Below are 26,592 nucleotides of genomic sequence, written 5' to 3'. Positions count from 1 at the left end.
TTTGGCAAGGTATTGGCATGGTTATTAATTCATTAACGAAACAAATTAATTACTATGAATATGGAAAACTCAAAATCAAAACTAACAACAGCAATTTTAGTAGGAGCGGCAATTGGCGGGGCAGTTTGGTATTTGTTGAAAACAGAGAATGGAAAAGAATGCTGGAATTCGATGGTGAACAATGCCAAGGACTATAATGATAAAATGAAATCTGTACTGTCTGATCAGACGGATAAAATGAACAAGATGTCAAAGAAAGCATCTAAATATGTAGCCAAAAAAGCATCAGAGATTTCTTCCTATGCAGAAGACAAAATTAAAGATGTCAATTCCAAGCTGAAAGAAGCGAAATCTTAGGTATTAATTGTGTGAAATAAAGGAGAAGCCTCTTGTATTTGTTTTTTTGCAAATGCGAGAGGCTTTTTCTTTTTATGCATTAGTCAAAAAAAAATAAATACGTTGTATCAGAAACGGAAGAGCTTACGTTAAGGTCAGTGTATCTAAAATTTATTTGAAAAAATATTGAATTATGAAATATCTACAGTTATTAAACAAGATTAAGAGAAATAATCTGTTGAGAGGGGCGCTGGTTGTAGCAGCAACGGTAACATTATCATCATGTTTAAAGAATAAAAACACAGAATATGTTGAACCGGACTTTGGAGGTATAGCTGCTTATAATACTTATGTATCACAACCTAAAGTTGATTTTATAGCCAATCAACAAAGATACTATAGTGGCTTAGGTTATGGTTTGAATACCAGCTATAATGTTTTTTCTTTTTCCGGTTCGGGAAAATTAAGTATTGCTTTTTATAAAGAAAATATGACAGCTATAACTGATACAATTAGAACGGCTGTAGTTACTTTAAAGAAAGATAGTACTTATTCGGCATTTTTACATGGAGAACCGACTCAACCAGAAATATTAGTGGTTAATGATAAGCTTGAATCTCCATCTGCAGGTAAAGCTAATGTAAGATTTATTCATTTAGTATCAGATTTGGGCGAATTAGATTTGATTTGCAAAGGAACAGAGGAACAAGCTCAGGATAGTACATTGTTTTCCGGTGTTGACTTTAAAGGTTATACTAAATTTAACGAAATACCAGCAAAATCATATACTTTAAAGGTTAAAGACGGAGCCGGATACGAAGAGGAAACAGGCAATGCGATGACCTTTTCAGCAGGTAAAAACTATACTATATATGTTACTGGTCGTAAAGATGCAACAAGTAACGATCTTAAGCCAAGCATAAAAAGAAGTACTAACTAATACTACTCAATAGTAAGATAAGTAATGATTAACTATTTAAATCCTATAGGTGAACTCATCTATAGGATTTTTTTATACGCCAAAAAACGTAACTACACATCGCCTGCTCCCGCCATGGTTTCTATGTTCGCAAAGGTAAATTCCCTGCCATGTTCCCAGCGCTAGTCTACCTTTAGAAATAGGAATGTTTACTGATGCTCCCAATAATGAAGACTTTATATGAGCGGGCATATCGTCATCACCTTCGTAATCATGTAAATAATAAGGTGCATTTTCTGGGACCATCTTATTAAAGTGCGATTCAAAATCTTTACGAACCGTATAATCTGCATTCTCATTTAAAGTTAGTGAGGCTGACGTATGTTGGATAAATAACTGAAACATGCCTTTTTCTACCTCTCTCAGTTCAGGGATATGCGCTAATACTTCTTCTGTTATCAAATGAAAACCACGTGATTTAGCTGCTAATGATATGTTTTTCTGAAAGAACTTCATAAGTTGGTATTAATTTTTGTTTTTGATATTAATGGCTAATATAAAGATTAACATACCTAAAAAACTAAGGATGCCAAAAGACCATCTTAAACTGGTGGCTTGCGCCAAATAACCTACCGAAGGTGGAACCACCAGAAAACCAAGATAGCCAATAGTTGATATGGACGCCACTTGTGAGGCACTATTGGCACTTTTATCTTTCCCGGCCAAACTAAAAATAAGAGGGACAATACAAGAAACCCCCAGACCCACCATGGCAAAAGAAGGAAAGATAACCCATGGAGTAGGCCATAATGAAGCAAAAAGAAGTCCGAAGAAAACCAACAATCCGCTTATCTTAATAATATTCACAATGCCAAACCGATGAACAATTAAGTCTCCTCCAAAACGTCCCATCGTCATAAATACCATATATACAACAAAGCCCGTTATGGCAAAAGAAGAACTTGTAGCAGTAGATCTTTCAAAATAAATTATGGCCCAATCATACATCACATTTTCGGCAGCCATGCAGGCAAAGCAAATCAGGGCAAAACCAAGAACAGATTTGTCTGGCAAAGAAAAAACAGGACGTGGTTTTTCAGGAACCGGTTCTTGGTACAATGTATGCGGATAGCTAAATAAAGCCAGTAATACCATGATGCCGCCAACAATAGGCAGATGAATGTGTGTGCCTATGTTATTTGCAACCATAAGGTAACCTACTCCTGCGCCTGCAAAACCCGCCATGCTCCATACCCCATGAAATGTAGTAATAATAGATTTTTTATAAAAAGACTGTACTGCTACAGATTGTCCGTTCATAGAAATGTTCATTAGGTTTCTGGAAGCACCAAAACCAAATAACACTGCCATTAATTGTAATATAGAGTTTGTGAAACCCGGAAGACATAAAATTATGTTAAAAGCCAAAGCTCCAATGAGCATAATCTTGTTGCTGCTATGTTTTTTTAGAAGTAATTTGGTAAGAGGAAGAGTCAATATTAAACCAACAGGCATGGCAAATAAAACTGTTCCCAATTGAGCCTCATTTAAATGAAGCTGCTGCTGAATGGTAGAAATTCTGGACGCCCAGCTGGAATAGCCAAAACCAGAAATAAAGAAAAAAATACTACAGGCAGTACGGATATGTTTTTGTTGAGGAACAGTATTAATGTACATTTTAATGATTGAGGAGGTAAAGTTACTTACACAATTTTAGAACGCAATAAAATAACTAAGTAATTTTAATATCGGCTTTGGTTGGCTCTGTTATACTACAGAGCCAAAACCGAAATGTCATGGGTAAGATATAGGATCATCGACAGTCTATACCTAACAAGATTGATACCAATAATTATTGTAGAAGGTAAAAAAAGTGAGACAAATAAAAAATAACACCCTGTCAACTTGGCATTTTTAGAGGTATTGGTACAGGCATTGATAACTATTGTACATCTATTTGTACATAATAATTGTTAAAAAATATAAACGATATGCAGGAAAAAGGAACAATTTCAATCCACACCGAGAACATTTTTCCCATTATAAAAAAGTTCTTGTATTCAGATAACGAGATTTTTTTGAGGGAATTGGTATCCAATGCAGCTGATGCTACACAAAAAGTAAAAAGACTAGCATCTTTAGGGCAATACAACGGCGAATTGGGCGATTTGAGAGTAGACGTTTCTTTTGATGAAAAGGCAAAAACAATTACCATTAGTGATAAAGGTATTGGTATGACCGCCGAAGAAATCAAGAAATACATTAATCAAATTGCATTTTCAGGAGCAACGGAATTTGTAGAGAAATTTAAAGATGCTAAAGACGCCAATGAGATTATAGGTAAATTTGGGTTGGGTTTCTATTCGGCATTTATGGTTGCCAGTAAAGTAGAAATTCAGTCATTGTCTTATCAGGAGGGAGCAGAGCCAGCCCGTTGGATTTGCGATGGAAGCACAGAGTTTGAAATAGGTCCGGGTAATAGAACAGAACGCGGAACAGATATAATATTGTATATTAACGAAGAATCCGAAGAGTTCTTAAGCCAACATAAATTACAGCAAATCTTAGATAAATACTTTAAGTTTTTACCTACGAAATTGGTTTTTGGTAAGAAAACGGATTCAGTAGAAGATGGTGTAGATAAAGATGGTAAGCCGCAATATAAAAGCGTAGAATCTGATAATATTATCAACTACGCAAAACCAATTTGGACATTATCTCCTTCTGAGCTTAACGAAGAGGATTATAAAATATTCTATAGCGAGTTGTATCCGTTTTCAGAAGATCCGTTATTTTGGATACACCTGAATGTTGATTATCCTTTCAATTTAACCGGAGTACTTTATTTTCCGAAAGTAAAGACCGATATGGATTTTCAACGTAATAAGATTAAATTGTATAGCCGTCAGGTATTTATTACAGATGAAGTAAAAGATATTGTTCCGGAGTTTTTGATGCTTTTACATGGCGTTATCGATTCACCAGATATCCCGTTAAACGTATCCAGAAGTTTCTTACAGGCTGATTCTAATGTAAAGAAAATCAATAATTATATCACCAAGAAAGTTGCTGAGAAATTAGCCGAACTTTTCAAAAAGGACAGAGAAGAGTACGAGAAAAAATGGAGTGATATTGGTCTTTTTGTGAAATACGGAATGATTAGTGATGAGAAGTTTTACGAGAAAGCCAAAGATTTTACGCTGCTGACCAATACTGATAAGAAAAACTTTACGCTGGAGGAATACAAAGAAAAAGTAAAAGCCAATCAGACAGATAAAAATGGCAATATAGTTTATTTGTACACCAACGATCCGGAAAAGCAAGATGCCTTTATTCAATCTGCACAGAAAAAAGGATACGATGTTTTATTAATGGATACTCCTATAGACGGACATTTTGTAAGTAATATTGAACATAAGCTTGAAAAAGTGTCTTTAAAAAGGGTAGATGCAGATGTTGCTGATAAGCTGATTGATAAAGATGAAAAACTAGAGCATGTTCTATCAGAAGAGCAAAGCAAAAAAGTTCAGGAAATCTTTGAAAAAGCAATCAATAAACCTGCTTATAAAGTTTCGGTAGAAGCGATGAACCCGGAAGATTTACCTGTAACGGTAACTATGGACGAGTTTATGCGTCGTATGAAAGAAATGGCAGCCATGGGCGGTGGAGGCGGAATGAACTTCTACGGTAACATGCCAGATAACTACAGTGTATCTATTAACGGAAACCATAAATTGGTTAGTCGTATACTAGATACCCCAGATAAAACTGCACAAACAGAGTTAGCCAAACAGGCATTTGATTTGGCATTATTATCGCAGGGATTATTAACGGGATCAGATCTTACTGCTTTTGTAAACAGAAGTGTTTCTCTGATTTAATTTTAAATAATTGAGCAAATAAACCCTGGTAGCTTTAAAGTTATCGGGGTTTATTTTATGATTAATATATTTGAAATCTGTATGAATGCTTGGAAAGAAAACAGTTAAGAAAGAAACTTTTTGCGGAGCTCATCTGTAGGTATCATACAAGAATCTTGTTTCCCAAACCATTTATATCTTTTTTTAGCAACTAAGTGGTATACAGCATCACGTATAAAAGTAGGAACAGTAATAAAAATATAAGCTAATTTCCACCCTCCTTTTAACCTTTTTAAGATTCGTAAGGCTGCAGTTGATTTAAAATAAACAGTGCCATTTTCAATAAGCACTACTGTATTTATTCCTTCCAGAAAAACAACATGTTTTGCAAGTAAATCCTGTGCAAAATCAGACTGTAAGGCAGCAAACCTGAAGGTGTTCTTCCTATCATGTCTAATGACAAATTGAACAAAGCTGTTGCATAAATTGCAAATACCGTCAAACAAAATAACAGAATGCTGCATATACAATTTTACGCAAAAAATAACAGACTCTTAAAATAAAGAAGACAGCAAAGTTTTTATACTCACTTTTTGTATAACTTCTATTTTGTTTGCTGTTGTAGAAATCTCATCGTTACTTTTTGTAACATTCAATGCTAAAGACAGTCCAATAAAGAATACTACAGGAATAATTAACATTATAAAAGGAGATACAAAACCTGTTTTTTTCATGATGTTTTTGTTTGTTGATTCAAATGTTCTATAAAAAAATGAGGTGGTAAAAAGTATTCTACCAACCTTTTCAGGAAATAGACCAACGGGTAAAAAGAAGACTTTAAGGTCTTGGATAGCGTTTGTCGATAAAAAACAGGCGTTTGTCGAAAACAGCAGGTTAAAATGTGGTTTTACAATTGTAAATTGGGGTTTGTATCTTTGATTTTTTACTTTTTGAATTAAATTTAGAATTGATGGACTGGAGAAAAAAAGCTTCGCTACATGGATTAGTCTGGTTGTTTCTAGTGGCTATATTTACATTAGTGGCTACCGGAGGCTTTAGTTCTAGTCGTGGCTTTTTGGTTCATTTTGTGGTGATGTCTTTATTAAACATCATTATATTTTACATCAACCTATATCTTATTGTTCCGTACACATTAAATAGGCGTAAATTTTTTCTTTGGCTTGTTTCCAGTCTTACGCTTATAGCTCTTTTTACATTAGTAAAGTATGCCGAGAGTTTCTACATGTTTTTCCTGAGTAATATGGAAATTACCATTAAAGGGAAAAAAGTAGCCTCTTTTGAATTCTGGGAAAGCATAATCTCCTTTGCGGTTGTTAACGGTTTTTTTGTTTTTCTGAGTATAGTTTACAAATTTGCGGTAGATTGGTTCTTCAATGAAAAAGAAAAGATAGATCTGGAAAAGCAAAGCCTTACAGCAGAATTATCTTTCCTAAGGTCGCAGATAAACCCACATTTTTTATTCAATTCACTAAATAATATTTATGCACTGGCCTATCAGAAGTCAGATGATGCACCTTATGCTATCCTGAAACTTTCGGAAATTATGCGTTATATGCTGTATGAAAGTAATGACGATACCGTTTTGCTCAGTAAAGAAATCAATTATCTGAAAAGTTATATCGATCTGCAAAAACTAAGATTTAGAGGAGAGGCGCAGATAGAGGTTCTGGTAGAAGGAGATGTACAGCAACAATTGATTGTACCTTTAATACTGATTTCTTTTGTAGAAAATGCTTTTAAACACGGTGTAGCCACAGATAAAGAGAATCCTATAAAAATCAGTATTTCGGTTTTCGAAAACAACCTCATGTTTGTACTTACCAACTTACGAAATAAGAAAGTAAACAAAGATAAGACCGGAGGTATAGGTATGGTAAACGTAAAACGTAGATTAGACCTTACCTATCCTGGAAAATATAAGCTTAATGTGCAGAACAATGTTGATGACTATTACTGTGAATTATACCTAAATTTATATCATGAATAAAATAAGGTGTATTGTTGTTGATGATGAACCACTGGCAATAGATATTTTAAGAGATTATATTGCCAAAATTCCCTTTTTAGAATTAGTAAAAAGCTTTACCAACCCTATAGAAGCATTACAGCAAGTTCAAAACGGAGAAGTTGACCTTACATTTTTAGATGTGCAGATGACAGAGCTTACCGGTATACAATTCCTGAAGATTGCAGGTTCTAAAAGTAAGTTTGTTCTCACAACAGCCTATCCGGAATATGCGCTGGAAGGATATGAGTTAAATGTTGCAGATTATCTCTTAAAACCATTTGCCTTTGAAAGATTTTATAAAGCAGTGCAAAAGGTACAGGAAGCCATGTCGTTTCCCGGTATTGTGGGAGCTCCTCAGGAGGCGGTGGTAGAATCGGCTTTTAAGAACAATTTTATTTTTGTAAAATCAGAACAAAAAATACAAAAAATATATCTTGATGATATTCTGTATATAGAGGGACTGAAAGACTATATTTCTATTTTTACTAAGCAAGAAAGAATAATTACGCTGCAAAGTATGAAGAAGATGGAAGACAGTTTGCCCTCATTCAGATTTGTAAGAGTCCATAAATCCTACATCATAGCATTAGATAAGATAGAGAGTATAGAGCGCAACAGAATTATAATTGCAGATAAGATTATCCCTATAGGAGATACCTATAGGGATGGTTTTTTTAAAATAATAGAAAACAAAAATATTACCTAGTTCTTTAGACTATATGGTATATTCGTTTAAACGTTTATTATTTATTTCTGTGCTGTTACTTTGTTTCTGTAAGCTAAAAGCTCAGTTTAATGATAGCACCAGATATTATGTGAATTTCGCTTCATCCGGATCCATAAATAAGGCAGAGGATAAAAGCGCTTACCTGTTAAACAACGGGTTAAAGTTTAAGGTAAGGATGAAACGGTTAGAGTCTAACCTGACCAGCTCTTGGGTTTATGGGAGACAAGACAGAGAACTCAGCAATAATGATTTTTCTGCAGGTCTGGATTTTAACTTTCAAGCTAAGCTTCCGAAGTTGTATTATTGGGGGCAGGCAAATTACAATACCAGTCATTCATTAAATATAAATAACCAGTTGCTTACAGGTGCAGGATTAACTTACCGCCTATTTGATGATCCGGAAAAGAAACTTAGTCTAAGTGATGGTGTGTTATTTGATGCGAGTGATATAATACTTGGCGATCAAACCCAGGAATCATACAGTACATTCCGAAACTCTTTTAGGCTCAATTTTATGTTTATCATCAAAAAAATCATAAAAGTAGAAAGTTCCAGTTTTTTGCAAAACTCGCTCAACTATTCTAATGATTATAATATCAAAACCAACAACTCGATATCTTTAAAATTAACACAGTGGTTATCTTTCGATACTAATTACAGCTATAATAAGATAGCCAGAACAGAGAGAGAAAATCATTTGTTAAGTTATGGATTGAAAATGGAGCGATACTTCTAACTCTGTAATTGTAGAATTTTCTGTTATTTTTGCGACAAAGAATTAAAGATGAATAAACTATTCGGGTATATACTTTCTGTAATACACTATATATATTTTTTTCTGGTATTGATCGTTTTTCAACCTATACAATGGCTGTCGTTGAAGTTGGGTGGTTATGCAGCACATAAAAAATCAGTAGATATACTTAATTTATTCCTGATTAGTACTTATTACGTTTTGGGGTGCAGAGTGACTTTTAAAAATGATGAAAACCTGCCAACAGATAAGCCTATTATTTTTATGGCAAACCATCAAAGTATGTATGATATACCGCCTTTGATATGGCATCTTAGAAAATACCATGCAAAGTTTATTTCTAAAATTGAGTTAACCAAAGGTATTCCGTCCATTTCATTTAATCTAAAACACGGCGGTGGAGCAAATATAGACAGAAAAGACACCAAGCAAAGCATTGTTGAAATTGCAAAATTGGGCTCCAGGATGAAAGCAAATAATTGGGGAGCAGTGATATTTCCGGAAGGAACTCGCTCAAAGAACGGGAAAATGAAAGCTTTTCAGGTTGGAGGTGTAGCCACATTGTATAAAAAAGCTCCAAATGCTTTAATCGTTCCGGTTGCTATTCAGAATTCATGGAAAATGAACAAGTATGGGCAGTTTCCCTTAAGTCCTTTCCATCAGTTAAAATTTACAGTATTACCTGTTATAGATCCGGAAGGAAGAAATATTGAGGAGGTAGTACTTGAAGCTGAAAATGTAATAAAAAACGTAGTCGAAAAATAAAAAATGTTAAGGTTTATCGAATCGCTTTAGGTTGGTTTGTCCCATTCCGTCTTTTTCGTATATGCCAATGCAGTTTTTCATAAACTCGGAATTTAGGTGAGGCGGAGTTAAATTAATTGTGGTAGGAAATTGTTTAGTGTTTTTGAAAAAGAAAACTTTTGTAGTTCCATATTTTGTATGCGGCATATAATCACCGTATGTTTTCATTTCTTCTCCAAAATCGCCCTCATTTAAGGAAACAATATATAGCCTGATAACAGGTCCATCATTTTGTTCGTTCCGTAAAAAAGCCTGTTCTTTAAAATTCCCCTTCAGATCTTTTATTCCTGGTTCATTAAAAAGATTCCATGTTAAAATAGAAACAATAATAATAATGGGGGCAAAAATGATTGCTTTTCTTCTCATTATCATAAAAATAACAAAAGCCAGGGAAAACCTGGCTTTTGCTTTATAAGAATTGAAGAATTTGATTATTCTGTAACAAATCTTTTTGCATTTACTTTACGCTCATTTTCCGTTAAATATATTTTTCTTAAACGGATACTTTGAGGAGTTACTTCAATGTATTCATCAGCCTGGATGTATTCCATACATTCTTCTAAAGAGAATTTAATGGCTGGAGCAATTCTAACGTTATCGTCAGAACCTGAAGCTCTCATGTTTGTTAATTGCTTTCCTTTAACAAGATTTACAACTAAGTCGTTGTCGCGGATATGCTCACCAACAATTTGGCCTTCGTAAACATCCACTCCCGGGTCAACAAAGAAACGACCTCTGTCTTGTAATTTATCTATTGAATAAGCCGTTGTCTGACCTTTTTCCATAGAAATCAAAACTCCGGCAGAACGGCCAGGGATTGTTCCTTTCCATGGTTCGTAGTCTTTAAAACGGTGAGCCATGATTGCTTCTCCTCCTGTTGCAGTTAAGATATTATTACGTAGACCTATGATACCGCGAGCTGGAATTTCAAATTCAAGATGTTGTAAATCACCTTTTGGTTCCATAATCAATAATTCCCCTTTTCTTTGAGTAACCAATTCGATTACTTTACCAGAAACATCTCCAGGAACATCTACTGTTAGTACTTCAATAGGTTCGCATTTCTTACCGTCAATTTGTTTTACAATAACCTGCGGCTGACCAACTTGCAGCTCGTAACCTTCACGACGCATAGTTTCTATCAAAACAGACAAATGCAGAATACCTCTACCGTATACAAGGTAAGCGTCTGGTTGCTCTGTTTCTACCACACGTAAAGCCAGGTTTTTCTCCAGTTCTTTATATAAACGTTCTCTTAGTTTTTGAGAAGTTACAAACTTACCTTCTTTACCAAAGAATGGTGAGTTGTTTATGGTGAACAACATATTCATTGTTGGTTCATCAATAGAAATAACTTCTAATTGTTCTGGTTTTTCAAAATCAGCAATAGTATCACCAATATCAAAACCATCTATACCAACAACAGCGCAGATATCTCCGGATTTTACTTCCGAAACTTTGATTTTACCAAGACCTTCAAAAGTGTAAAGTTCTTTAACTCTTGATTTTACAACGGATCCATCTCTTTTTACCAAGGAAATAGGTTGGTTTTCTTTGATGGTACCTCTGGCAACTCTACCAATTGCAATACGTCCTACAAAAGAAGAATAATCTAAAGAAGTAATTTGCATCTGAAGAGTACCTTCGTTGTAAGGTGCCGGTTGTATGTGCTCTAAGATGGTGTCTAAAAGAGGGAAGAAGTTATCTGTTGGTTTTTGCCAATCTGTACTCATCCATCCATTTTTAGAAGAACCGTAAATAACAGGGAACTCTAACTGTTCTTCTGTTGCACCTAAATTGAAGAAAAGATCAAAGATTTGTTCGTAAACTTCATCTGGGCGACAGTTTTCTTTATCAACCTTGTTTACAACAACAATAGGTTTTAAACCTAAAGAAAGTGCTTTTTGTGTTACAAAGCGTGTTTGAGGCATAGCGCCTTCGAAAGCGTCACAAAGTAATAAAACACCGTCTGCCATTTTAAGTACGCGCTCTACTTCACCACCAAAGTCGGCGTGACCTGGAGTGTCTATTAAGTTGATTTTTACGTCTTTATACTGAACAGCTACGTTTTTGGAAACAATAGTAATCCCTCTTTCACGTTCAAGGTCGTTATTGTCCAGAATCAATTCGCCTGCTTCGTGATTTTCTCTAAAAGTTTGGCAACTGTGTAGGATTTTGTCGACCGTTGTTGTTTTTCCGTGGTCAACGTGAGCGATAATCGCTATATTTCTAATCTTTTGCATGCAAGAACTGCTAATAAAATTTTGTGCAAAGATATGAAGAATAATCGAAAAATAATATTCGCTTTTTTAAAAAAATATGACATAAAATTTTGTACAATTGATTAGCTTAGAACCCATTATGGATATTCAAAAAGTACTGGTTTTACTTGTTTTTCTGTTAGCTGTGGCTTATGTAGGAAGGATGATTTATAGATCTTTTGCTAAAAAAAGCGGTTGTGGAAGTAGTTGTAATTGTGGGATAGATTTTTCTAATGTGGAGCCAAAGGAAAAATTGAAATAAATGGAAAATGTTCAAAAACCTCTGTTTAGAAGCTCTTGAACATTCTATATAGTCTATCTTATGCTTGTTGTTTTTGGATAAGGCATACAGCGTAAGCAACAACTCCTTCTTCGCGGCCAACATATCCCATTGTTTCGCCTGTAGTTGCCTTAATGGAAATGTCTTCTATATCGCCTCCAATTGCTTCGGCAATATTTTTTCTCATCTCATCAATATATGGCTTTATTTTAGGAGCTTCTAAACATAGCATAGCATCTATATTACCTACAGAGTAACCCTTTTCGCCAATAAGCTGTACGCATTTTTGTAATAAGATTAGGCTACTGATGCCTCTCCATCTTTCGTCAGTGTTTTTAAAATGATGGCCGATATCGCCAAGATTGGCCGCTCCAAGAAGCGCATCACAAATTGCGTGAGCTAAAACATCTGCATCTGAATGGCCAAAAGCCCCTCTATGGTGATCTAATTTAACTCCACCTACAATAAAGGGATGGTTGTCTTTTAGTTGATGTACATCAAATCCGAACCCTACTTTAATCTTCATAGTTGTTTGCAAAATAATATTCCTGCAAAGGAACACAATTTATACCTGTTTGTCGTTTTTATTTCTTGACAGCGGCAGCTACTTCAGCAAAATTGAAAGCCAGTGTAAATCTTAAAGTTTGTGCCAAAGGTGATTTTTGCGTGCTGGCTGCTATGTAGGCCATGTCTATATTCATAATGTTATATTTTAAGCCGGCTCCGAGAGTTAGGTAATTCCTGTTTCCTTTCTCCGGACTTTCATAGAAATAGCCGACTCTTACGGCAAATTGTTTGTTATACATATATTCTGCGCCAAAGCCAAAGTTTAATTCTTGCAGCTCTTCTGAGAAACCTCCCGGAGCGTCAGAAAAAGATCCGAATATTGCTGCAGGGACAGATTTTGTGCTATTTGGAAGTGTTGGTACCAGTAATTTATTGGCGTCAATTGTAAAAGTAAGATCGCTAAGCTCATCTGCATGATAGGTAAGAGCTCCACCTAAACGCATATTAGTTGGCAGAAAATCTTTAGGACCTCCTTCTGTGTGTTGGATCTTGGTTCCTATATTAGAGATGTTTAAACCCGCAGAATAGGTTGCTTCTTTGCCAGCAAAAGGTTTTTTATCGCTACGATAATATCCGGAGATGTCGGCAGCAAAAGCAGTTGCCGCGATGTTCTGATTGGCTCCATTAACAAAACCGCTACTCAAATTAGAATAGATATATCGGGCAGATAAGCCTAAAGAAAAATTATTGCCAAAGCTTCTTGCAAGAGTAGCGTCAAAGGCCAGTTCGTTAGGGTTATAAACTCCTAAATCCTGACTTTGTTCTCCTGTCATTTGTATGTCTCCGTAAGAAAAATATCTTAAAGAAGCACCCAGTACGTTTCGGTCATCCAGTTTGTAATAACCATTTAAGTAGGCCATGTTAATGTCCGGTACAAATTTTTGCATCCAAGGACTGTAACTTACAGAAAAGCCATAAGAATCGTTAAGGAATGCTAATTTAGAAGGGTTCCAATGTGTAGAGCTGATGTCTGGCGTTGTGGCGGCACCGGTTTCGCCCATGGCTCCGGAACGGGCATCAGGAGCAACTAAAAGAAACGGTACCGCTGTGCTTATGATATTTCCGGTTCTTCCGTCTGAGCTTGTTTGTGCATGAGTTGCTTTGAAGCCTGCAAAAAAACACATAGCAAGCATGAAATTCTTTTTACCTATCATTTTATAAAACTAAGACTTTTTTAATTCTTTTTTAAAAAACATTTTTTGTTCGACGTTTTATATGCAAAACAATTTTTTGCAGGTTATTGCGTTTATACTGTATAAATATAAATTCCTTTTGGAATATTTGACGAAAAATAAGGAGAATATTTTTTGCAGCGGACAAACTTTTAGAAGATTTTTTTTGTTAAATTAAGATTAATAACGCTACGCTTTGCGGTTTGTTGTAACTAAAATCAAAGTTTTTCGTAAAGTACAGCGTAAAGATTTTTGTATGGTACATTTAAAATGCATCAAAATACTACCTTGATTAATATAAATTATTAATTTTAAGCTTTCAAATTTAGAGAATAGGATGAACAAAAATATCATCGCTTATGCTGTAGCCTGTATTATGATTTCCTGTACAGTTACATCATGCAATAAAAAGTCTTCAACTCCAAAGGTTTCTGGTAAAACCGGAGCTTTATATAACGATAAGAGGCCGGGATCTTTACAGGTAATGGCAAAAACAAAACCAACGCCTGGTCCAGGATTGGTACACATTGAAGGTGGAACTTTTGTTATGGGAGGATCTACAATAGATGATATTGGTTTTGATCACACTTCTCCCAAGAAAAGGGTTACTGTGCCTACCTTTTATATGGATGAAACAGAAGTTGCAAACGTAGATTGGTTGGAGTACCTGAACTGGATTAAAGAGGTGGCGGGAGATCCTAGATGGTATTATGAGGCATTGCCTGATACTTTGGTATGGAGAAGTTCTCTGGCTTATAACGAGCCTTACGTAACTAATTATTTAAGACATCCTGCGTATCAGGATTATCCCGTGGTAGGTGTTTCATGGGAACAGGCCGTTGCTTATTGTGATTGGCGTACAAATGTTGTTAACGAAAATATTTTGCGTACCAGAGGTGTTATGAGTGATTGGAAAACTTATGCAGCTGCTAAGAATGGTACGGCTAAAGGAGGAGGGAATACGAAAGGTCAGGTTAATACCGAGCCTTTTAATATGGATCTTTATAAAAATAATCAATACGAGGATATTGGTAAAAAGCCGATTAAAACAACAAATCCAATAGATGCTAAAGATAAAAATGCACCAAAGGGAAGAGCGGCAAGAATAGAAGATGGTATTTTTACTCCGGGAAGCTACAGGCTTCCTACAGAAGCCGAATGGGAATATGCCGCGTTAGCCTTGGTGGCTTCGCCTAATAATAATCTGATCGCCGATAGTAAAATATATCCGTGGCATGGTTTAGGTGTACGTTCGCCTCAGAAAACAACTAGGGGGATGGTATATGCTAACTTTAAACAAGGAAAAGGAGATAATATGGGGGTTGCAGGTTATCTGAACGATGGTGCCGATATCACAGCCCCGGTTAGATCTTATATGCCAAACGATTTTGGTTTATACAACATGGCAGGTAATGTGAGCGAATGGGTTTACGACACCTATAGGCAACATTCTTTTGATAAAGTAGAAGATTTTAGTCCTTTTAGAGGTAATGAGTTTTTGAATAACGAGTACCAGGATGGGAAAATTGTAACCATGGGGAAATCAAATGTTCCTAAAAAAGTTGCGGCAACTAGTGGTAGAAAAGATCCATATGATTTGCAAAAGGCAAAATATGGAAATTCGGACGAGAATAGAAGTCCTTCTACACCAGCTCCAAAAGATAGTAGTATGGCAGCGGTAGTTCCTTCTTTTGATGCAGATCAAAGAGGATACCTGGATAAAGAGAACTTAGAACTATATGGGAAAATCACACTGGTAAGCGATCGTTCTAAGGTTTATAAAGGCGGTTCGTGGAATGATAGAGCCTATTGGTTGAATCCGGGAACAAGAAGATTTAAAGACCAGGCGGAAACAAGTGCTGAAATTGGTTTCAGATGTGCTATGAGTAGTGTGGGTAATCCGCAGATAAATCCAAAAAGTACACCACAATTTAAACAACCCAAATCGAGGGTAGGGTTTAAGAAATAACAAAAAGGAGCTGTTTCATATATATTGAGATAGCTTTTTTTTTGTAATATAATATTGGTGCCCTATTCATCACTTAATTTTATTTTACAGCCAACACGACCTAAAATAAGATATACCAGCCCCCATTATAATTAAGATATTTTTTAAACAACAGATAATCCTGTTGTTTTTTAAAATTGGCTCTTTTTTTACAGCAATAAACTTACCCTTATAGCTTTAGACGTAATATGTACTAATAAGTAGAAGCTACATCGGTATTTTTGCCTAAATAGAAAAGAAAAAATTGCCTTTCACCTAATTCTGAAGGCTTTTATAAATAAAACTTAAAAGCTTCTTTAAAGCATCTCCAAACGAAGGATGAACGAAAGATGGAACTACTCTGATTTTTAATAATTCCCGGAGGATAAACTTATGTACCAATTTAACTATTTATTTCTGTTTTGACAAACATTTCACAAAATAGAAGATGGTAAAATTCGTACTAAAATACACGTATCGGGAATGCCAGACCGAAAGATTGAGGTTGTAAGGCAAGACAAGAGAAATAACAGGTTTTTTTCAGGAAGCAACTCTCAGCTCTGCTTATTAAACACTCTCAGCTCTCATGGTTATGCAAAATTGCTACTAAAAGATGGGCTGATTAGGAGGACCATCCAATTAAAGTTAAGTAAACAAAAAATGCGAAGTCTTTTCAACTCCGCATTGCTATAACTTACACACTTTATGAGACAGCGTCTTTTTGTTACCTGATTTCTTATATTTTAAAAAATCTTATTAACTTACGTCGTTAAAAATCAAGGATAAGCCATGTCTGAAAATAAATCAAACGAACAAAAAGATGTTGGAGATTCTTCTACCAGAAGAAATTTTTTAAAATCTACGGCTATAGCTGCTGCTGCCTTTACTATAGTTCCCAGACATGTTTTGGGAGGTTCAGGCTTTTTAGCTCCTAGCGATACGCTGTATGTTGCAGGAGTAGGAGGGGGAGGAAAAGGATATTCAAACCTGAAGAATATTAGAGAATCAGGTAAAGCTGTTATTTCTCATTTATGTGATGTAGATGATAGAAGATCTGCTAAGTCAAGAGAAGAAAATCCAAAGGCTAAATACTATAAAGATTGGCGTGAGCTTTTAGATAAAGAACACAAAAAGTTTGATGCGGTATGTGTATCCACGCCAGACCATAATCATGCTGTAGTTGCATTGGCTGCAATGCAAAGAAAGAAACATGTTTTTGTTGAAAAACCGTTGACTCATGATATTTATGAAGCAAGGGTTTTAAGGCAGGCAGCACAAAAGTATAAAGTGGTAACGCAGATGGGGAACCAGGGATCATCTAGCGATGGTTTAAGAAAAATGCAGGAATGGTTTGAAGCAGGGGCTCTTGGTAATGTACATACTGTATATTGCTGGACAGACAGACCTGTTTGGCCGCAAGGTATTGCCTGGTCTCAACAAGTAGCTCAAGTACCAAAAGAGTTGGACTGGAATCTTTGGTTGGGAACTGCACCGATGAAAGATTACGTAGATAAGCTGGTGCCATTTAATTGGAGAGGTTGGTGGGATTATGGTACGGGAGCCCTGGGCGATATGGGATGTCATTTATTAGATGCGCCTTGCTCTGTTTTAGGATTGCAGCACGCTACCGAGGTTGAAGCAAGTGTTGGAACTGTATATGTAGATGAATTTAAGAGGGGGTATTTCCCGGAAAGCTGTCCTCCATCTAGTCATGTGATTTTAACATTTCCTGAAACAGAAAAAAATAAATCAAAATTAAAGTTGCATTGGATGGACGGAGGAATAAAGCCAGAGCGTCCGGAAGAGATGGATGCGAATGACGACTTTGGTAAAGGAAACGGAATTTTGTTTATGGGCGAAAAAGGTAAAATGTTTGCAACAACCTATAATAATAACGCTCGTTTACTGCCTGCTTCCAGAAACCAGGAATTTAATGTAGCTGAAACTAAAATGCGTGTACCGGGAGGTACGGCGGGTCACTATCAGCAATGGGTAGAAGCTTGCATTGCCGGTTTTGGTAAAAAAGAATTGAGCTCTCCGTTTGAGACCGCAGCGCAGCTTACCGAAACCTTATTAATGGCAAATTTGGCCATAAGAGCACATGATGTTCAACGATTGGTGAATGGTAAAGTTACTTATCCGGGAAGAAGCATTAAGCTTTTATGGGATAACGAAAACATGAGGGTTACCAACTTTGATGAAGTAAACCAATTTGTGAAAAGAGAATACAGGGAAGGGTTTAAGCTATCTGTGTAAAAGCCAGTACAAGCTTGTGCGGATAGCTAATACTGGAAACTTTTAATCTTTAATTTTAGATATTGTATTAATATGAATAGAAGAGATGCCATCTCAACAGTAGCTATGTTGTTGGGTGGAACACTAATCAATACAGATGCTTTTGCCTTTAATTTGGGTAAGAATGTATCAGGTGCAGTAAGCCTTTTCTCTGCAAAAGATATAGCCTTGTTAGATGAAATAGCGGAAACCATTATTCCAGAAACGAATACTCCGGGAGCCAAAGCTGCAAAAACCGGGGAGTTTATGACTGTGATGATTAATGATTGTTACTCAAGTAATAACCGTAATATATTTATAAAAGGTATTACAAAGGTAGACGAAGAGGCCAAAAGTAAATTTTCCAAAGGCTTTATGGATTGTAGTCCGCAAGAACGTAAATCTTTACTGACAGTTTTAGATGCTGAGCAAAAAGAATTTACCAAACAGAGAAAAACGCACTATTTTAAAATTATGAAAGAACTGACTTTGTTGGGGTACTTTACTTCGGAAGTAGGGGGCACTCAACAGTTGGTGTATGTAGAAGTACCCGGAAGATACGATGCATGTATACCCTACAAAAAAGGAGATCCAGTTTATTTAAACCCATAAAAATGAGATACAAATATTTATCAATTTTAATACCTTCACTATTTACCATACAATCTTTTGCCCAGCAGACAGACGTTACTGTTGGAGAGAAATTAATTGCAAAATCAGATTGTGCAGCTTGTCATAAAGATAAATTTAAATTAATAGGACCATCTTATGCAGATATAGCTGCGAAATATCCGCAGACACCAAAAAATATAGCGTTGCTTTCGGAAAAAATAATTAAGGGCGGAAAAGGCGTATGGGGCAGTATTCCAATGTCTGAGCATAAAGATATTAGTAAAAAAGATGCTGCAGAAATGGTGAAGTATATTTTATCAATTAAAAAATAAATTAAGCACATGACATTTGATAGAAGAAAATTCCTGAAATATTCTGCATGTGCCTCAGCCTCAGTTTTGGTACTGTCAAAATTAGATGTTATGGCCAAAGCCAATATGAAAAATATAGGTTTGCAGCTCTATTCGTTAAGGGAAGAATTCCCAAAACTAGGAGTAGAAGAAATTATATCTCGGGTAGCTAAAGCAGGTTATAAGTTTGTAGAGCCCTATGGTTATTCAAAAAAAGATGGTTTTTGGGGTAAAAGTCCTAAAGAGTTCAAAGCGTTATTAAATAAATACAAGCTTTCCACTTATAGTGGTCATTACGATTTTAATTTTTTGGCTACAACCATAAAACATGATGTTCTGGAAGACTATATTTCGGTAGCCAAAACATTGGGTCAAAAATATCTTGTTGTTCCGCATATAGATCACAAGGTATTTGCCTCAGAGAAAAATGTTAAAGACTTTGCAGAGAAATTAAAAGTTGTTTCCGAGATTTTTGGTAAAGCGGGGATAAAACTTGTTTATCATAACCATGATTTTGAATTTAAAGATCTGGGAGGAAAAACGGGGTATGATATTTTGTTAAAGGAATTAAAGCCTTCCGAAATGGATTTTGAAATAGATCTTTATTGGGCTGTGCGAGCTAAGCAGGATGTGTTAAAAATGTTTAAGGATCATCCCGGAAGATTTACTTTCTGGCATATAAAAGATATCCGTAAAAGTGATAAGACCAAAAATACGGAGATTGGAAATGGAACCATAGATTTTGGAGTGTTTTTACAGCATGCTAAACAAGCAGGGTTGAAGTACCCAATTGTAGAGCAGGAGAATTTTGAAATAGATCCGTTTGAGAGCATAACGCGAAGCGTTAAGTATCTTGAGAAAATCTAAAATATAAAAAATACTGCTTAAGAGTTTCTTGTAATTAGGTCCTTAAGCAGTATTTTTGAAACATGTTTACAGTCAGGCGACTTCGGTTTGTAATACTTGTTTTTTTTCTGAGTCCTCTACAGAAAGTACAAGCAATTAATCTATCATTAACAACCGATGCCACCTTTTATATAGACTCTATATTTAATACCCAAAAAAGAGCGGTATTGGTAGGCGAAGAACTCAAATACCTTACTCTCGATAATAAAGCATTAGGTATAGCGCCACTCGACCTCAATGTTTTTCTGAGTAGCATCAGTTATATTGAAGATAACAACGCAGTGGTTAATTTGTCGCAAACGTTAACCTTGCTGTCCTTTAATCCCCTGATTACAGCAAAAGTACAACTACTTAAATATCTGGCTATCCAAGATGTTTTAAATAGTCAATTAAAGTTTGCAGAACAAAAATTAGAATCAGCGCTGTTTATCTGTCAGCTTAAGCGTGAAGACAAAGAAGCCGCAATGATTTCATCTGTCCTATCGCAAATAAATTATATACAACTGGAAGGTAATATTGCGCTGTTGAATAACCTGATCACGATGAACGCTTATAAGCATATTCAGGATGACGAACAACTGCTGACGGCATGGCTTTGGAGAGCAAAGCTATATTTGGCTGTTGGAGAATACAAAGCAGCAGAAGATTTACTTATGAAAAAAGCTTTAATGAAAAGCTATAAATTTGGTGATAAAGAAGCGGAGATGAAGGTTTATTATCTATTAGGGCAAAGATATTTTATTACTGTAAATGATACCGAATCTTTGTGGTTTTATCTTCAGGCAGCCACTTTGTCAGAGAAATTAAGACAATATGATTATACCATTCAATCATTATTGATGGTGTCCGAAATAAAAATGAAGCGAAAAGATTATTCGTTGGCTTTGCAGGATTTAAGAAAAGTGGAAGATCTTATAGTTGCCAATCCAAAACAAATAAAATACGATGTAGATTTATGTGAGAAACTGGGTAAGATTTATCATTTGTTAGGACAAGAAGACAAAGCTAAGATATATCAGTTGCGATATTCGCAATTAAAAAAGCAGATTATTAATAAAGAGGAATAAATTGTTTTTGTTTTAACTGTTTGATTTTTTGTTTTTTACGAATATTTCAGGGACGATATTATAAAATGTGCTCTAAAAAGAAAAGGCATTTAATTGTTATTTTTTTAATAAATTAACATAGCTATTGTAATTAAAGAAAATAATGCGCTCTTTTGCATCTCAAATCAGCCTTAAGTGTCTGATGGATAAATGAAAATGAAACAACTACTATTAAATATTTCTACAAGCTTTACTGTTGTGAAAACGGTAAGTTTTCAGGTGTTGCTTTCTGAAATTTATACATCTATACGCATATTGCGACGAAGACCTCTCTTTGTTACCAGATCTTAATAGACTGGTAATATCCAATTGTGCTTTTTCTGTTTGTTGTAAACAGTTTTTAAATCAATTTTTTATTTACTGATTAAAATCCCTTCGATGGATTTATCGATTTCTAAAAATGCACATTAACGATTTTAATATTCTTGTTGCCGGAGTTCAACATGTAGGTTTTGCACAAACCATTGTTGATGAAATGGAGGCCTCTGCAAAAGTAAGAGGAACAGGCATTGCTAAGCGTTCGCCGGAATATGTAGCTAATAAAATGTTGGAAGGTAAAGCTGTGATAGCCTTACATAAAGACGGAACATGGGCTGGGTTTTGTTATATCGAAACCTGGAGTCATGGCGAATTTGTAGCCAACTCAGGATTAATTGTTAATCCTATTTACAGAAAAGCAGGATTGGCTAAAGCTATTAAATTTAAGGTTTTTGAGCTGTCAAGAACAAAATATCCTGATGCTAAGATTTTCGGATTGACCACTGGTTTGGCTGTAATGAAGATAAACTCCGAATTAGGATACGAACCGGTAACCTATTCGCAGCTTTCGCAAGATGAAAACTTTTGGAAAGGCTGCCAAAGTTGTGTAAATTACGACATTTTAATGTCTAAGGGCAGACAGAACTGCATGTGTACTGCCATGCTTTACGATCCTGAAGAAAAGAAAGCGCAGGAAGAAGAACGCTTAAAAAAAATCACTAAAAAAGCCACTTTGTTAGAGCGTATAGAAGCAAAGCTTCGTAATTCGTTAAAAATGGTAACTGTTAATTTGTTTAGAACCCAAAACGCATAATATAAAGATGAAGAAAAAAGTAGTTTTAGCTTTTAGTGGAGGTTTAGATACCTCGTTTTGCTGTATCTATTTGTCTAAAGATTTAGATTTAGAAGTACATTCGGTAATTGTAAACACTGGCGGATTTTCTGATCAGGAATTAAAAGAGATCGAAGAAAGGGCTTATAGTTTAGGTGTTGCTTCTCATCATGCAGTAGATGCAGTTAAAGGTTATTATGATGATTATTTAAAATATTTGATTTTTGGAAACGTATTGAAAAACAATACTTATCCGCTTTCTGTAAGTGCAGAGCGTGTTACACAAGCCACTGCAATTGCAAATTATGCAAAAGAAATCAATGCGGATTTTGTAGCACATGGATCCACTGGTGCTGGTAACGATCAGGTGCGTTTTGATATGATATTCAATATCCTGATCCCGAAAGTAGGAATCATTACACCTATACGTGATTTAAAATTAAGTCGTGAAGCCGAGATTGAATATTTGCATTCTCATGGTGTGAATATCAATGCGGAAAAAGCGAAATACTCGATCAATAAGGGTATTTGGGGAACTTCTGTTGGAGGCAAGGAGACTTTATCTTCCAGAGGCGTTTTACCAGAAGAGGCGTGGCCAACACAAGTAACCAAAACAGGTCAGGAAGAAGTGGAGCTGGAATTTGTGAAGGGGGAATTGGTCGCGGTTAATGGAACAAAATATAGCCATCCGACAGAAGCTATTTCAGTTTTACAGGAAATTGTTGCTCCTTATGGAATTGGAAGGGATATCCACGTAGGTGATACGATTATTGGTATAAAAGGTCGCGTTGGATTTGAAGCAGCGGCGCCAGTAGTGATTATTAAAGCGCACCATGCTTTAGAAAAACATACATTAACCAAATGGCAGCTTTCCTGGAAAGACCAATTGGCGATGTTTTACGGAAACTGGATGCATGAAGGGCAATTTCATGATCCGGTAATGAGAGATATCGAAGCTTTTTTCATTAACTCACAAAAAACCGTTTCTGGAAAAGTTTATGTTCAATTATATCCATACCGATTTGTGGTAGAGGGAATTGAGTCTGACCATGATTTAATGAGCAGCAAATATGGTACTTACGGAGAAATGAATGAAGGTTATACTGGCGATGATGTGAAAGGTTTCTCTAAAATATTTGGTAACCAAGTGTCTATTTGGCACAAAGTGAATGAAGCAAAGGGCTAAAAGTGCCAAAGGCATCCCTTCAGGGCAAAATGCTTGAGGCATTGGACGTAGAAATATATAGTAGTTTAGGGCGGTAAGTTCTAACCAACGGACAACTATCAACGAACAAACTAAAAAAATGGAAAAAATTAAAGCTGGAATTATTGGAGGTGCCGGATATACCGGGGGTGAACTTTTAAGAATATTGGTAAACCATGCGAAAGTAGAAATTGCTTTTGTACATAGTAACAGTAATGCCGGAAATTTAATTTCAGACGTTCATACTGATTTATTTGGGGATACAGATTTAAGATTCACCGATGCGATTTCGCAGGATATAGATGTCTTGTTCCTTTGCGTTGGTCATGGTGATGCTAGAAAATTCCTGGAAGCTAATCCGATAAATGATGCCATAAAGATTATTGATTTATCTCAGGACTTTCGTTTAAAGGCTAAAAGCCAAAAGCCAAAAGCGGAAAGCAATGGACAGGAAAATCAGCCTTCAGCTTTAAGTGTTAAGCCTTCGGCCTTTGTGTACGGTTTGCCGGAGCTGAACAAAGAATCAATAAAGAAGGCTCATAATATCGCTAATCCGGGTTGTTTTGCTACTTGTATACAATTGGCATTATTGCCTTTGGCAAAAGCTGGGAAACTGAATAATGAAGTGCACATTGCTGCGACAACAGGATCAACAGGAGCGGGACAAAAGCCGACAGCAACGAGCCATTTCAGTTGGAGAAACAACAATCTTTCGGTTTATAAAGCTTTTGAACACCAGCATTTGAATGAAATAGGAGAGAGCTTACATCAGTTACAACCGGATTTCGATAAAGCCGTCAATTTTATTCCTTACCGGGGAGATTTTGCCCGAGGCATTATGGCCTCTGTTTATTTAGAAACAGATTTGACATTGGAACAAGCAGAAAAAATCTACGAAGATTTTTATGCAGATGCTCCATTTACACATATAAGTAAGTCTAATATAGATTTAAAGCAAGTTGTAAATACAAACAAATGTCTTCTGCATTTGGAAAAACATGGCAATAAGTTGATGGTGTTGTCCATTACAGATAATTTGTTGAAAGGAGCTTCTGGTCAGGCAGTTCAAAATATGAACCTGATGTTTGGTTTTGACGAGAAAGAAGGATTGAGGTTGAAAGCCTCGTGTTTTTAGCTAAAAGTGTAAAGCTTAAGGCTGAAAGCTAGATACTGAGTGGAATAAATATATTTTATGAGAGATTTTAAGAAATATGACGTTTGGCAATTAGCACATGAAAATGTCCTTTTTATATACAAAGTCATATTACCTACAATGCCTTCATCAGAAAAATATGATTTGTCCAGTCAAATAAAAAGAGCAGCTTACTCTGTGCCCATGAATATAGTGGAAGGGGCTGGAAGAAATACAGATAAGGATTTTGCTAGTTTTTTAGATAATGCTTTAGGTTCTGCGCAGGAAGTAGAATATTGCTTATTGTTACTTAAGGATTTAGAATATATTTCTTCAGAAACATTCAATGAGGCAAATCAAAAGATTAACACTATCAAATCTAAACTAATTAATCTTATAAAATCAATAAGGAAGCTTTAAGCATTAAGCCTTTAGCTTTTCGCTAAGAAAATTATGAAGTTATTCGACGTTTACCCAATAAATGATATTGAAATCGTAAAAGGTCAGGGAAGCCTTGTTTGGGACAATAATGGTCAGGAATATTTAGATTTATACGGTGGTCACGCTGTAATATCTATCGGACATACACATCCTCATTATGTATCGAGGGTCACAGAGCAATTGAATAAAATAGGTTTTTATTCAAACTCGATTAGAATTCCTTTGCAAGAGCAATTGGCAGAGAAATTAGGACAGGTTTCTGGAAAAGAAGATTATCAGCTTTTCTTGTGTAACTCTGGGGCAGAGGCGAATGAAAATGCTTTTAAATTGGCTTCATTTGCTAACGGAAGAAAGAAAATTATCGCTTTTTCTAAAGCATTTCACGGAAGAACTTCTTTAGCTGTTTCTGCGACGGACAATCCAAAAATTGTAGCGCCAGTTAACGAAACAGATAATGTAGTTTTCTTACCTCATAATGATATCGCGGCTTTAAAGCAAGCGTTCGCTGATTTTGGAAATGAAATTTCTTCGGTTGTGATTGAAGGGATTCAAGGAGTAGGAGGAATAAGAGTTGCTGATGTTGAGTTTTTGAAAGCTATTCGTTCATTATGTGATGAGTATGGAGCATATTACATTGCCGACGCTGTACAATGTGGTTACGGAAGAAGTGGTAAATTCTTCTCTCATGATTATGCAGGAATAGATGCGGATATCTATACCATGGCAAAAGGAATGGGAAATGGTTTTCCTATCGGAGGAATCATTATCTCTCCTAAATTAAAGCCTTGGCATGGTATGCTGGGAACAACTTTTGGAGGAAATCATTTAGCTTGTGCAGCGGCTCTGGCAGTTTTGGAAGTTATTGAAAAAGATCAATTGATAAAAAATGCAGAAGAAATAGGGAATTACCTGATTTCTGAGTTAAAGAAGATTGACAAAATTAAAGAAGTTCGTGGTTTAGGTTTGATGATTGGAATTGAATTACCGGAAGAATTAAGTCAGGCAAAAAAGCAATTGCTTTTTGATGAGCATATTTTTACCGGCGAAGCAAAACCGAATGTAATTAGACTATTGCCAGCGCTTAATTTAACAAAAGAACATGCCGACAGGTTCTTAACAGCATTGAAGAAAGTAATTGATTAAGCATAGAATCCTTATATTTGTGTAAAAGCTTATTTTATAATTACAGGTCATGATAAATTATAAAGATTACATAGTTATAGATTCGCAAAAAAGGTTTGGAAAACCCTGTATTTATGGAACCCGGATTTCAGTATATGATGTGTTGAACTGGTTAGCAAACGGGATGACCACGGAAGAAATTATAGAAGATTTTCCAGAACTATCGCAGACTCATATACAGGCATGTTTGGCTTATGCAGCAAATCGTGAACACAAAATACGCGTAGCCTAGTGAAGCTGCTTTTCGATCAAAACATATCTTTTAGGGTCATTCGTAGAATTTCAGAACTATATCCCAAAGCAAGACAAGTAAGAGAGCTTGAACTTGAAAACTTTTCGGATATGCAAATTTGGGAATATGCCAAGTCTAATGGTTATACTATTGTAACCTTTGACGCGGATTTTTATGAAATTACAAATTTAAAGGGACATCCTCCTAAAATTATCTGGTTAAGGTTCGGCAATATGACTACAAATAATATTGCCGTTTTTTTTAATAAGGAATCGATTTTAATAAAAGAGTTCTTGGATAATATAGATCTGGCATGTCTTAAAATAGATAAATATTAAGAGAGCTTTTGAGGCTCAAAATCTCTAAT

The 26,592-nt window shown here is 35.6% G+C and carries 29 protein-coding genes; 21 read left to right on the top strand and 8 right to left on the bottom strand.

Annotation, left to right across the window (positions count from 1 at the left end; translation table 11 throughout):
* Positions 1-60 precede the first annotated feature (60 nt).
* Positions 61-357, top strand: coding sequence for a YtxH domain-containing protein (locus ACFSAH_RS04365; protein ID WP_379661478.1), 297 nt, complete (start codon positions 61-63; stop codon positions 355-357).
* Between the two features lie 172 nt (positions 358-529).
* Positions 530-1,276: a DUF4397 domain-containing protein gene (locus ACFSAH_RS04360; RefSeq protein WP_379661477.1), complete on the top strand. Its 747-nt coding sequence runs from the start codon at positions 530-532 to the stop codon at positions 1,274-1,276.
* Between the two features lie 72 nt (positions 1,277-1,348).
* Here ACFSAH_RS04360 and ACFSAH_RS04355 read toward each other — a convergent pair whose 3' ends face one another.
* Both ACFSAH_RS04355 and ACFSAH_RS04350 read right to left on the bottom strand, forming a co-directional pair.
* Positions 1,349-1,771: a secondary thiamine-phosphate synthase enzyme YjbQ gene (locus ACFSAH_RS04355; RefSeq protein WP_379661476.1), complete on the bottom strand. Its 423-nt coding sequence runs from the start codon at positions 1,769-1,771 to the stop codon at positions 1,349-1,351.
* Between the two features lie 9 nt (positions 1,772-1,780).
* Positions 1,781-2,932: an MFS transporter gene (locus ACFSAH_RS04350; protein ID WP_379661475.1), complete on the bottom strand. Its 1,152-nt coding sequence runs from the start codon at positions 2,930-2,932 to the stop codon at positions 1,781-1,783.
* A gap of 314 nt (positions 2,933-3,246) precedes the next feature.
* On the opposite strand from ACFSAH_RS04350, the gene htpG reads away from it, so the two are divergent.
* The gene (gene htpG / locus ACFSAH_RS04345; RefSeq protein WP_379661474.1) at positions 3,247-5,136 is read left to right on the top strand and encodes a molecular chaperone HtpG; all 1,890 of its coding nucleotides are present in this window, start codon (positions 3,247-3,249) and stop codon (positions 5,134-5,136) included.
* 104 nt (positions 5,137-5,240) lie between these two features.
* Here htpG and ACFSAH_RS04340 read toward each other — a convergent pair whose 3' ends face one another.
* Both ACFSAH_RS04340 and ACFSAH_RS04335 read right to left on the bottom strand, forming a co-directional pair.
* On the bottom strand, positions 5,241-5,639 hold the full coding sequence (locus ACFSAH_RS04340; RefSeq protein WP_379661473.1) for a thiol-disulfide oxidoreductase DCC family protein: 399 nt from the start codon (positions 5,637-5,639) through the stop codon (positions 5,241-5,243).
* Positions 5,640-5,669: 30 nt separating this feature from the next.
* Positions 5,670-5,849: a hypothetical protein gene (locus ACFSAH_RS04335; RefSeq protein WP_379661472.1), complete on the bottom strand. Its 180-nt coding sequence runs from the start codon at positions 5,847-5,849 to the stop codon at positions 5,670-5,672.
* Between the two features lie 236 nt (positions 5,850-6,085).
* On the opposite strand from ACFSAH_RS04335, the gene ACFSAH_RS04330 reads away from it, so the two are divergent.
* Genes ACFSAH_RS04330 through ACFSAH_RS04315 form a run of 4 tightly spaced genes read left to right on the top strand, consistent with a single transcriptional unit; the run spans position 6,086 to position 9,390 of the window.
* A complete protein-coding gene (locus ACFSAH_RS04330) occupies positions 6,086-7,123 on the top strand; it encodes a sensor histidine kinase (RefSeq protein ID WP_379661471.1) in 1,038 nt (345 codons plus the stop codon).
* Complete coding sequence (locus tag ACFSAH_RS04325; protein ID WP_379661470.1) at positions 7,116-7,850, top strand: LytR/AlgR family response regulator transcription factor; 735 nt, start codon at positions 7,116-7,118, stop codon at positions 7,848-7,850. Before ACFSAH_RS04330 ends, ACFSAH_RS04325 begins: the two co-directional genes overlap by 8 nt.
* 13 nt (positions 7,851-7,863) lie before the next feature.
* A complete protein-coding gene (locus ACFSAH_RS04320) occupies positions 7,864-8,607 on the top strand; it encodes a DUF481 domain-containing protein (RefSeq protein WP_379661469.1) in 744 nt (247 codons plus the stop codon).
* 48 nt (positions 8,608-8,655) lie between these two features.
* Complete coding sequence (locus tag ACFSAH_RS04315; protein ID WP_379661468.1) at positions 8,656-9,390, top strand: lysophospholipid acyltransferase family protein; 735 nt, start codon at positions 8,656-8,658, stop codon at positions 9,388-9,390.
* Positions 9,391-9,396: 6 nt separating this feature from the next.
* On the opposite strand, the gene ACFSAH_RS04310 is transcribed toward ACFSAH_RS04315, so the two are convergent.
* Together ACFSAH_RS04310 and typA are read right to left on the bottom strand one after the other, a co-directional pair.
* The gene (locus ACFSAH_RS04310; RefSeq protein ID WP_379661467.1) at positions 9,397-9,795 is read right to left on the bottom strand and encodes a hypothetical protein; all 399 of its coding nucleotides are present in this window, start codon (positions 9,793-9,795) and stop codon (positions 9,397-9,399) included.
* 65 nt (positions 9,796-9,860) lie between these two features.
* Positions 9,861-11,672, bottom strand: coding sequence for a translational GTPase TypA (gene typA / locus ACFSAH_RS04305; protein WP_379661466.1), 1,812 nt, complete (start codon positions 11,670-11,672; stop codon positions 9,861-9,863).
* A 118-nt stretch (positions 11,673-11,790) separates the two neighbouring features.
* Between typA and ACFSAH_RS04300 the strand changes: the two genes are divergently transcribed.
* Positions 11,791-11,952, top strand: a complete 162-nt coding sequence (locus ACFSAH_RS04300) for a FeoB-associated Cys-rich membrane protein (protein ID WP_379661465.1) — start codon at positions 11,791-11,793, stop codon at positions 11,950-11,952.
* A 58-nt stretch (positions 11,953-12,010) separates the two neighbouring features.
* On the opposite strand, the gene ispF is transcribed toward ACFSAH_RS04300, so the two are convergent.
* Both ispF and porV read right to left on the bottom strand, forming a co-directional pair.
* Positions 12,011-12,496: a 2-C-methyl-D-erythritol 2,4-cyclodiphosphate synthase gene (gene ispF / locus ACFSAH_RS04295; protein WP_379661464.1), complete on the bottom strand. Its 486-nt coding sequence runs from the start codon at positions 12,494-12,496 to the stop codon at positions 12,011-12,013.
* Between the two features lie 58 nt (positions 12,497-12,554).
* The gene (gene porV / locus ACFSAH_RS04290; RefSeq protein ID WP_379661463.1) at positions 12,555-13,691 is read right to left on the bottom strand and encodes a type IX secretion system outer membrane channel protein PorV; all 1,137 of its coding nucleotides are present in this window, start codon (positions 13,689-13,691) and stop codon (positions 12,555-12,557) included.
* A 355-nt stretch (positions 13,692-14,046) separates the two neighbouring features.
* Between porV and ACFSAH_RS04285 the strand changes: the two genes are divergently transcribed.
* The 13 genes from ACFSAH_RS04285 (at position 14,047) to ACFSAH_RS04225 (ending at position 26,563) form a co-directional block, all read left to right on the top strand.
* Positions 14,047-15,678 carry an SUMF1/EgtB/PvdO family nonheme iron enzyme gene (locus ACFSAH_RS04285; protein WP_379661462.1) on the top strand — a complete coding sequence of 544 codons (1,632 nt, stop codon included), beginning with the start codon at positions 14,047-14,049 and terminating at the stop codon, positions 15,676-15,678.
* A gap of 807 nt (positions 15,679-16,485) precedes the next feature.
* Complete coding sequence (locus ACFSAH_RS04280; RefSeq protein ID WP_379661461.1) at positions 16,486-17,952, top strand: Gfo/Idh/MocA family protein; 1,467 nt, start codon at positions 16,486-16,488, stop codon at positions 17,950-17,952.
* Positions 17,953-18,024: 72 nt separating this feature from the next.
* The gene (locus ACFSAH_RS04275; RefSeq protein WP_379661460.1) at positions 18,025-18,582 is read left to right on the top strand and encodes a gluconate 2-dehydrogenase subunit 3 family protein; all 558 of its coding nucleotides are present in this window, start codon (positions 18,025-18,027) and stop codon (positions 18,580-18,582) included.
* A 2-nt stretch (positions 18,583-18,584) separates the two neighbouring features.
* Entirely contained in the window at positions 18,585-18,914 is a 330-nt protein-coding gene (locus ACFSAH_RS04270) for a c-type cytochrome (RefSeq protein ID WP_379661459.1), read from the top strand.
* A 9-nt stretch (positions 18,915-18,923) separates the two neighbouring features.
* Entirely contained in the window at positions 18,924-19,799 is an 876-nt protein-coding gene (locus ACFSAH_RS04265) for a sugar phosphate isomerase/epimerase family protein (RefSeq protein WP_379661458.1), read from the top strand.
* Between the two features lie 62 nt (positions 19,800-19,861).
* Complete coding sequence (locus tag ACFSAH_RS04260; RefSeq protein ID WP_379661457.1) at positions 19,862-20,905, top strand: hypothetical protein; 1,044 nt, start codon at positions 19,862-19,864, stop codon at positions 20,903-20,905.
* Positions 20,906-21,344: 439 nt separating this feature from the next.
* Positions 21,345-22,016 (top strand): GNAT family N-acetyltransferase, encoded by a 672-nt coding sequence (locus ACFSAH_RS04255; RefSeq protein ID WP_379661456.1) that lies wholly within the window; start codon positions 21,345-21,347, stop codon positions 22,014-22,016.
* A 7-nt stretch (positions 22,017-22,023) separates the two neighbouring features.
* Positions 22,024-23,220 (top strand): argininosuccinate synthase, encoded by a 1,197-nt coding sequence (locus ACFSAH_RS04250; RefSeq protein ID WP_013634208.1) that lies wholly within the window; start codon positions 22,024-22,026, stop codon positions 23,218-23,220.
* A gap of 118 nt (positions 23,221-23,338) precedes the next feature.
* Positions 23,339-24,373 (top strand): N-acetyl-gamma-glutamyl-phosphate reductase, encoded by a 1,035-nt coding sequence (argC, locus tag ACFSAH_RS04245; protein ID WP_379661455.1) that lies wholly within the window; start codon positions 23,339-23,341, stop codon positions 24,371-24,373.
* Positions 24,374-24,430: 57 nt separating this feature from the next.
* On the top strand, positions 24,431-24,790 hold the full coding sequence (locus tag ACFSAH_RS04240) for a four helix bundle protein (protein WP_379661454.1): 360 nt from the start codon (positions 24,431-24,433) through the stop codon (positions 24,788-24,790).
* Between the two features lie 33 nt (positions 24,791-24,823).
* A complete protein-coding gene (locus ACFSAH_RS04235) occupies positions 24,824-25,954 on the top strand; it encodes an aspartate aminotransferase family protein (RefSeq protein ID WP_379661453.1) in 1,131 nt (376 codons plus the stop codon).
* A 49-nt stretch (positions 25,955-26,003) separates the two neighbouring features.
* Positions 26,004-26,225 (top strand): DUF433 domain-containing protein, encoded by a 222-nt coding sequence (locus ACFSAH_RS04230; RefSeq protein WP_379661452.1) that lies wholly within the window; start codon positions 26,004-26,006, stop codon positions 26,223-26,225.
* The gene (locus tag ACFSAH_RS04225; RefSeq protein WP_379661451.1) at positions 26,225-26,563 is read left to right on the top strand and encodes a DUF5615 family PIN-like protein; all 339 of its coding nucleotides are present in this window, start codon (positions 26,225-26,227) and stop codon (positions 26,561-26,563) included. Before ACFSAH_RS04230 ends, ACFSAH_RS04225 begins: the two co-directional genes overlap by 1 nt.
* The last annotated feature ends 29 nt before the right edge of the window (positions 26,564-26,592 follow it).

The sequence above is a fragment of the Pseudopedobacter beijingensis genome (genome assembly GCF_042678145.1).
In the GTDB taxonomy this organism is placed as follows: Bacteria; Bacteroidota; Bacteroidia; order Sphingobacteriales; family Sphingobacteriaceae; genus Pseudopedobacter; species Pseudopedobacter beijingensis.
Note: the sequence above shows the minus strand (reverse complement) of the source record. Positions and strands in the feature narration are given on the sequence as shown.

Excerpts from the sequence above, each read along its gene's own strand:
- ACFSAH_RS04365 (WP_379661478.1), top strand. The coding sequence starts at position 61 with ATGGAAAACTCAAAATCAAAACTAACAACAGCAATTTTAGTAGGAGCG.
- ACFSAH_RS04360 (WP_379661477.1), top strand. The coding sequence starts at position 530 with ATGAAATATCTACAGTTATTAAACAAGATTAAGAGAAATAATCTGTTG.
- ACFSAH_RS04355 (WP_379661476.1), bottom strand. The coding sequence starts at position 1,771 with ATGAAGTTCTTTCAGAAAAACATATCATTAGCAGCTAAATCACGTGGT.
- ACFSAH_RS04350 (WP_379661475.1), bottom strand. The coding sequence starts at position 2,932 with ATGTACATTAATACTGTTCCTCAACAAAAACATATCCGTACTGCCTGT.
- htpG (WP_379661474.1), top strand. The coding sequence starts at position 3,247 with ATGCAGGAAAAAGGAACAATTTCAATCCACACCGAGAACATTTTTCCC.
- ACFSAH_RS04340 (WP_379661473.1), bottom strand. The coding sequence starts at position 5,639 with ATGCAGCATTCTGTTATTTTGTTTGACGGTATTTGCAATTTATGCAAC.
- ACFSAH_RS04335 (WP_379661472.1), bottom strand. The coding sequence starts at position 5,849 with ATGAAAAAAACAGGTTTTGTATCTCCTTTTATAATGTTAATTATTCCT.
- ACFSAH_RS04330 (WP_379661471.1), top strand. The coding sequence starts at position 6,086 with ATGGACTGGAGAAAAAAAGCTTCGCTACATGGATTAGTCTGGTTGTTT.
- ACFSAH_RS04325 (WP_379661470.1), top strand. The coding sequence starts at position 7,116 with ATGAATAAAATAAGGTGTATTGTTGTTGATGATGAACCACTGGCAATA.
- ACFSAH_RS04320 (WP_379661469.1), top strand. The coding sequence starts at position 7,864 with ATGGTATATTCGTTTAAACGTTTATTATTTATTTCTGTGCTGTTACTT.
- ACFSAH_RS04315 (WP_379661468.1), top strand. The coding sequence starts at position 8,656 with ATGAATAAACTATTCGGGTATATACTTTCTGTAATACACTATATATAT.
- ACFSAH_RS04310 (WP_379661467.1), bottom strand. The coding sequence starts at position 9,795 with ATGAGAAGAAAAGCAATCATTTTTGCCCCCATTATTATTATTGTTTCT.
- typA (WP_379661466.1), bottom strand. The coding sequence starts at position 11,672 with ATGCAAAAGATTAGAAATATAGCGATTATCGCTCACGTTGACCACGGA.
- ACFSAH_RS04300 (WP_379661465.1), top strand. The coding sequence starts at position 11,791 with ATGGATATTCAAAAAGTACTGGTTTTACTTGTTTTTCTGTTAGCTGTG.
- ispF (WP_379661464.1), bottom strand. The coding sequence starts at position 12,496 with ATGAAGATTAAAGTAGGGTTCGGATTTGATGTACATCAACTAAAAGAC.
- porV (WP_379661463.1), bottom strand. The coding sequence starts at position 13,691 with ATGATAGGTAAAAAGAATTTCATGCTTGCTATGTGTTTTTTTGCAGGC.
- ACFSAH_RS04285 (WP_379661462.1), top strand. The coding sequence starts at position 14,047 with ATGAACAAAAATATCATCGCTTATGCTGTAGCCTGTATTATGATTTCC.
- ACFSAH_RS04280 (WP_379661461.1), top strand. The coding sequence starts at position 16,486 with ATGTCTGAAAATAAATCAAACGAACAAAAAGATGTTGGAGATTCTTCT.
- ACFSAH_RS04275 (WP_379661460.1), top strand. The coding sequence starts at position 18,025 with ATGAATAGAAGAGATGCCATCTCAACAGTAGCTATGTTGTTGGGTGGA.
- ACFSAH_RS04270 (WP_379661459.1), top strand. The coding sequence starts at position 18,585 with ATGAGATACAAATATTTATCAATTTTAATACCTTCACTATTTACCATA.
- ACFSAH_RS04265 (WP_379661458.1), top strand. The coding sequence starts at position 18,924 with ATGACATTTGATAGAAGAAAATTCCTGAAATATTCTGCATGTGCCTCA.
- ACFSAH_RS04260 (WP_379661457.1), top strand. The coding sequence starts at position 19,862 with ATGTTTACAGTCAGGCGACTTCGGTTTGTAATACTTGTTTTTTTTCTG.
- ACFSAH_RS04255 (WP_379661456.1), top strand. The coding sequence starts at position 21,345 with ATGCACATTAACGATTTTAATATTCTTGTTGCCGGAGTTCAACATGTA.
- ACFSAH_RS04250 (WP_013634208.1), top strand. The coding sequence starts at position 22,024 with ATGAAGAAAAAAGTAGTTTTAGCTTTTAGTGGAGGTTTAGATACCTCG.
- argC (WP_379661455.1), top strand. The coding sequence starts at position 23,339 with ATGGAAAAAATTAAAGCTGGAATTATTGGAGGTGCCGGATATACCGGG.
- ACFSAH_RS04240 (WP_379661454.1), top strand. The coding sequence starts at position 24,431 with ATGAGAGATTTTAAGAAATATGACGTTTGGCAATTAGCACATGAAAAT.
- ACFSAH_RS04235 (WP_379661453.1), top strand. The coding sequence starts at position 24,824 with ATGAAGTTATTCGACGTTTACCCAATAAATGATATTGAAATCGTAAAA.
- ACFSAH_RS04230 (WP_379661452.1), top strand. The coding sequence starts at position 26,004 with ATGATAAATTATAAAGATTACATAGTTATAGATTCGCAAAAAAGGTTT.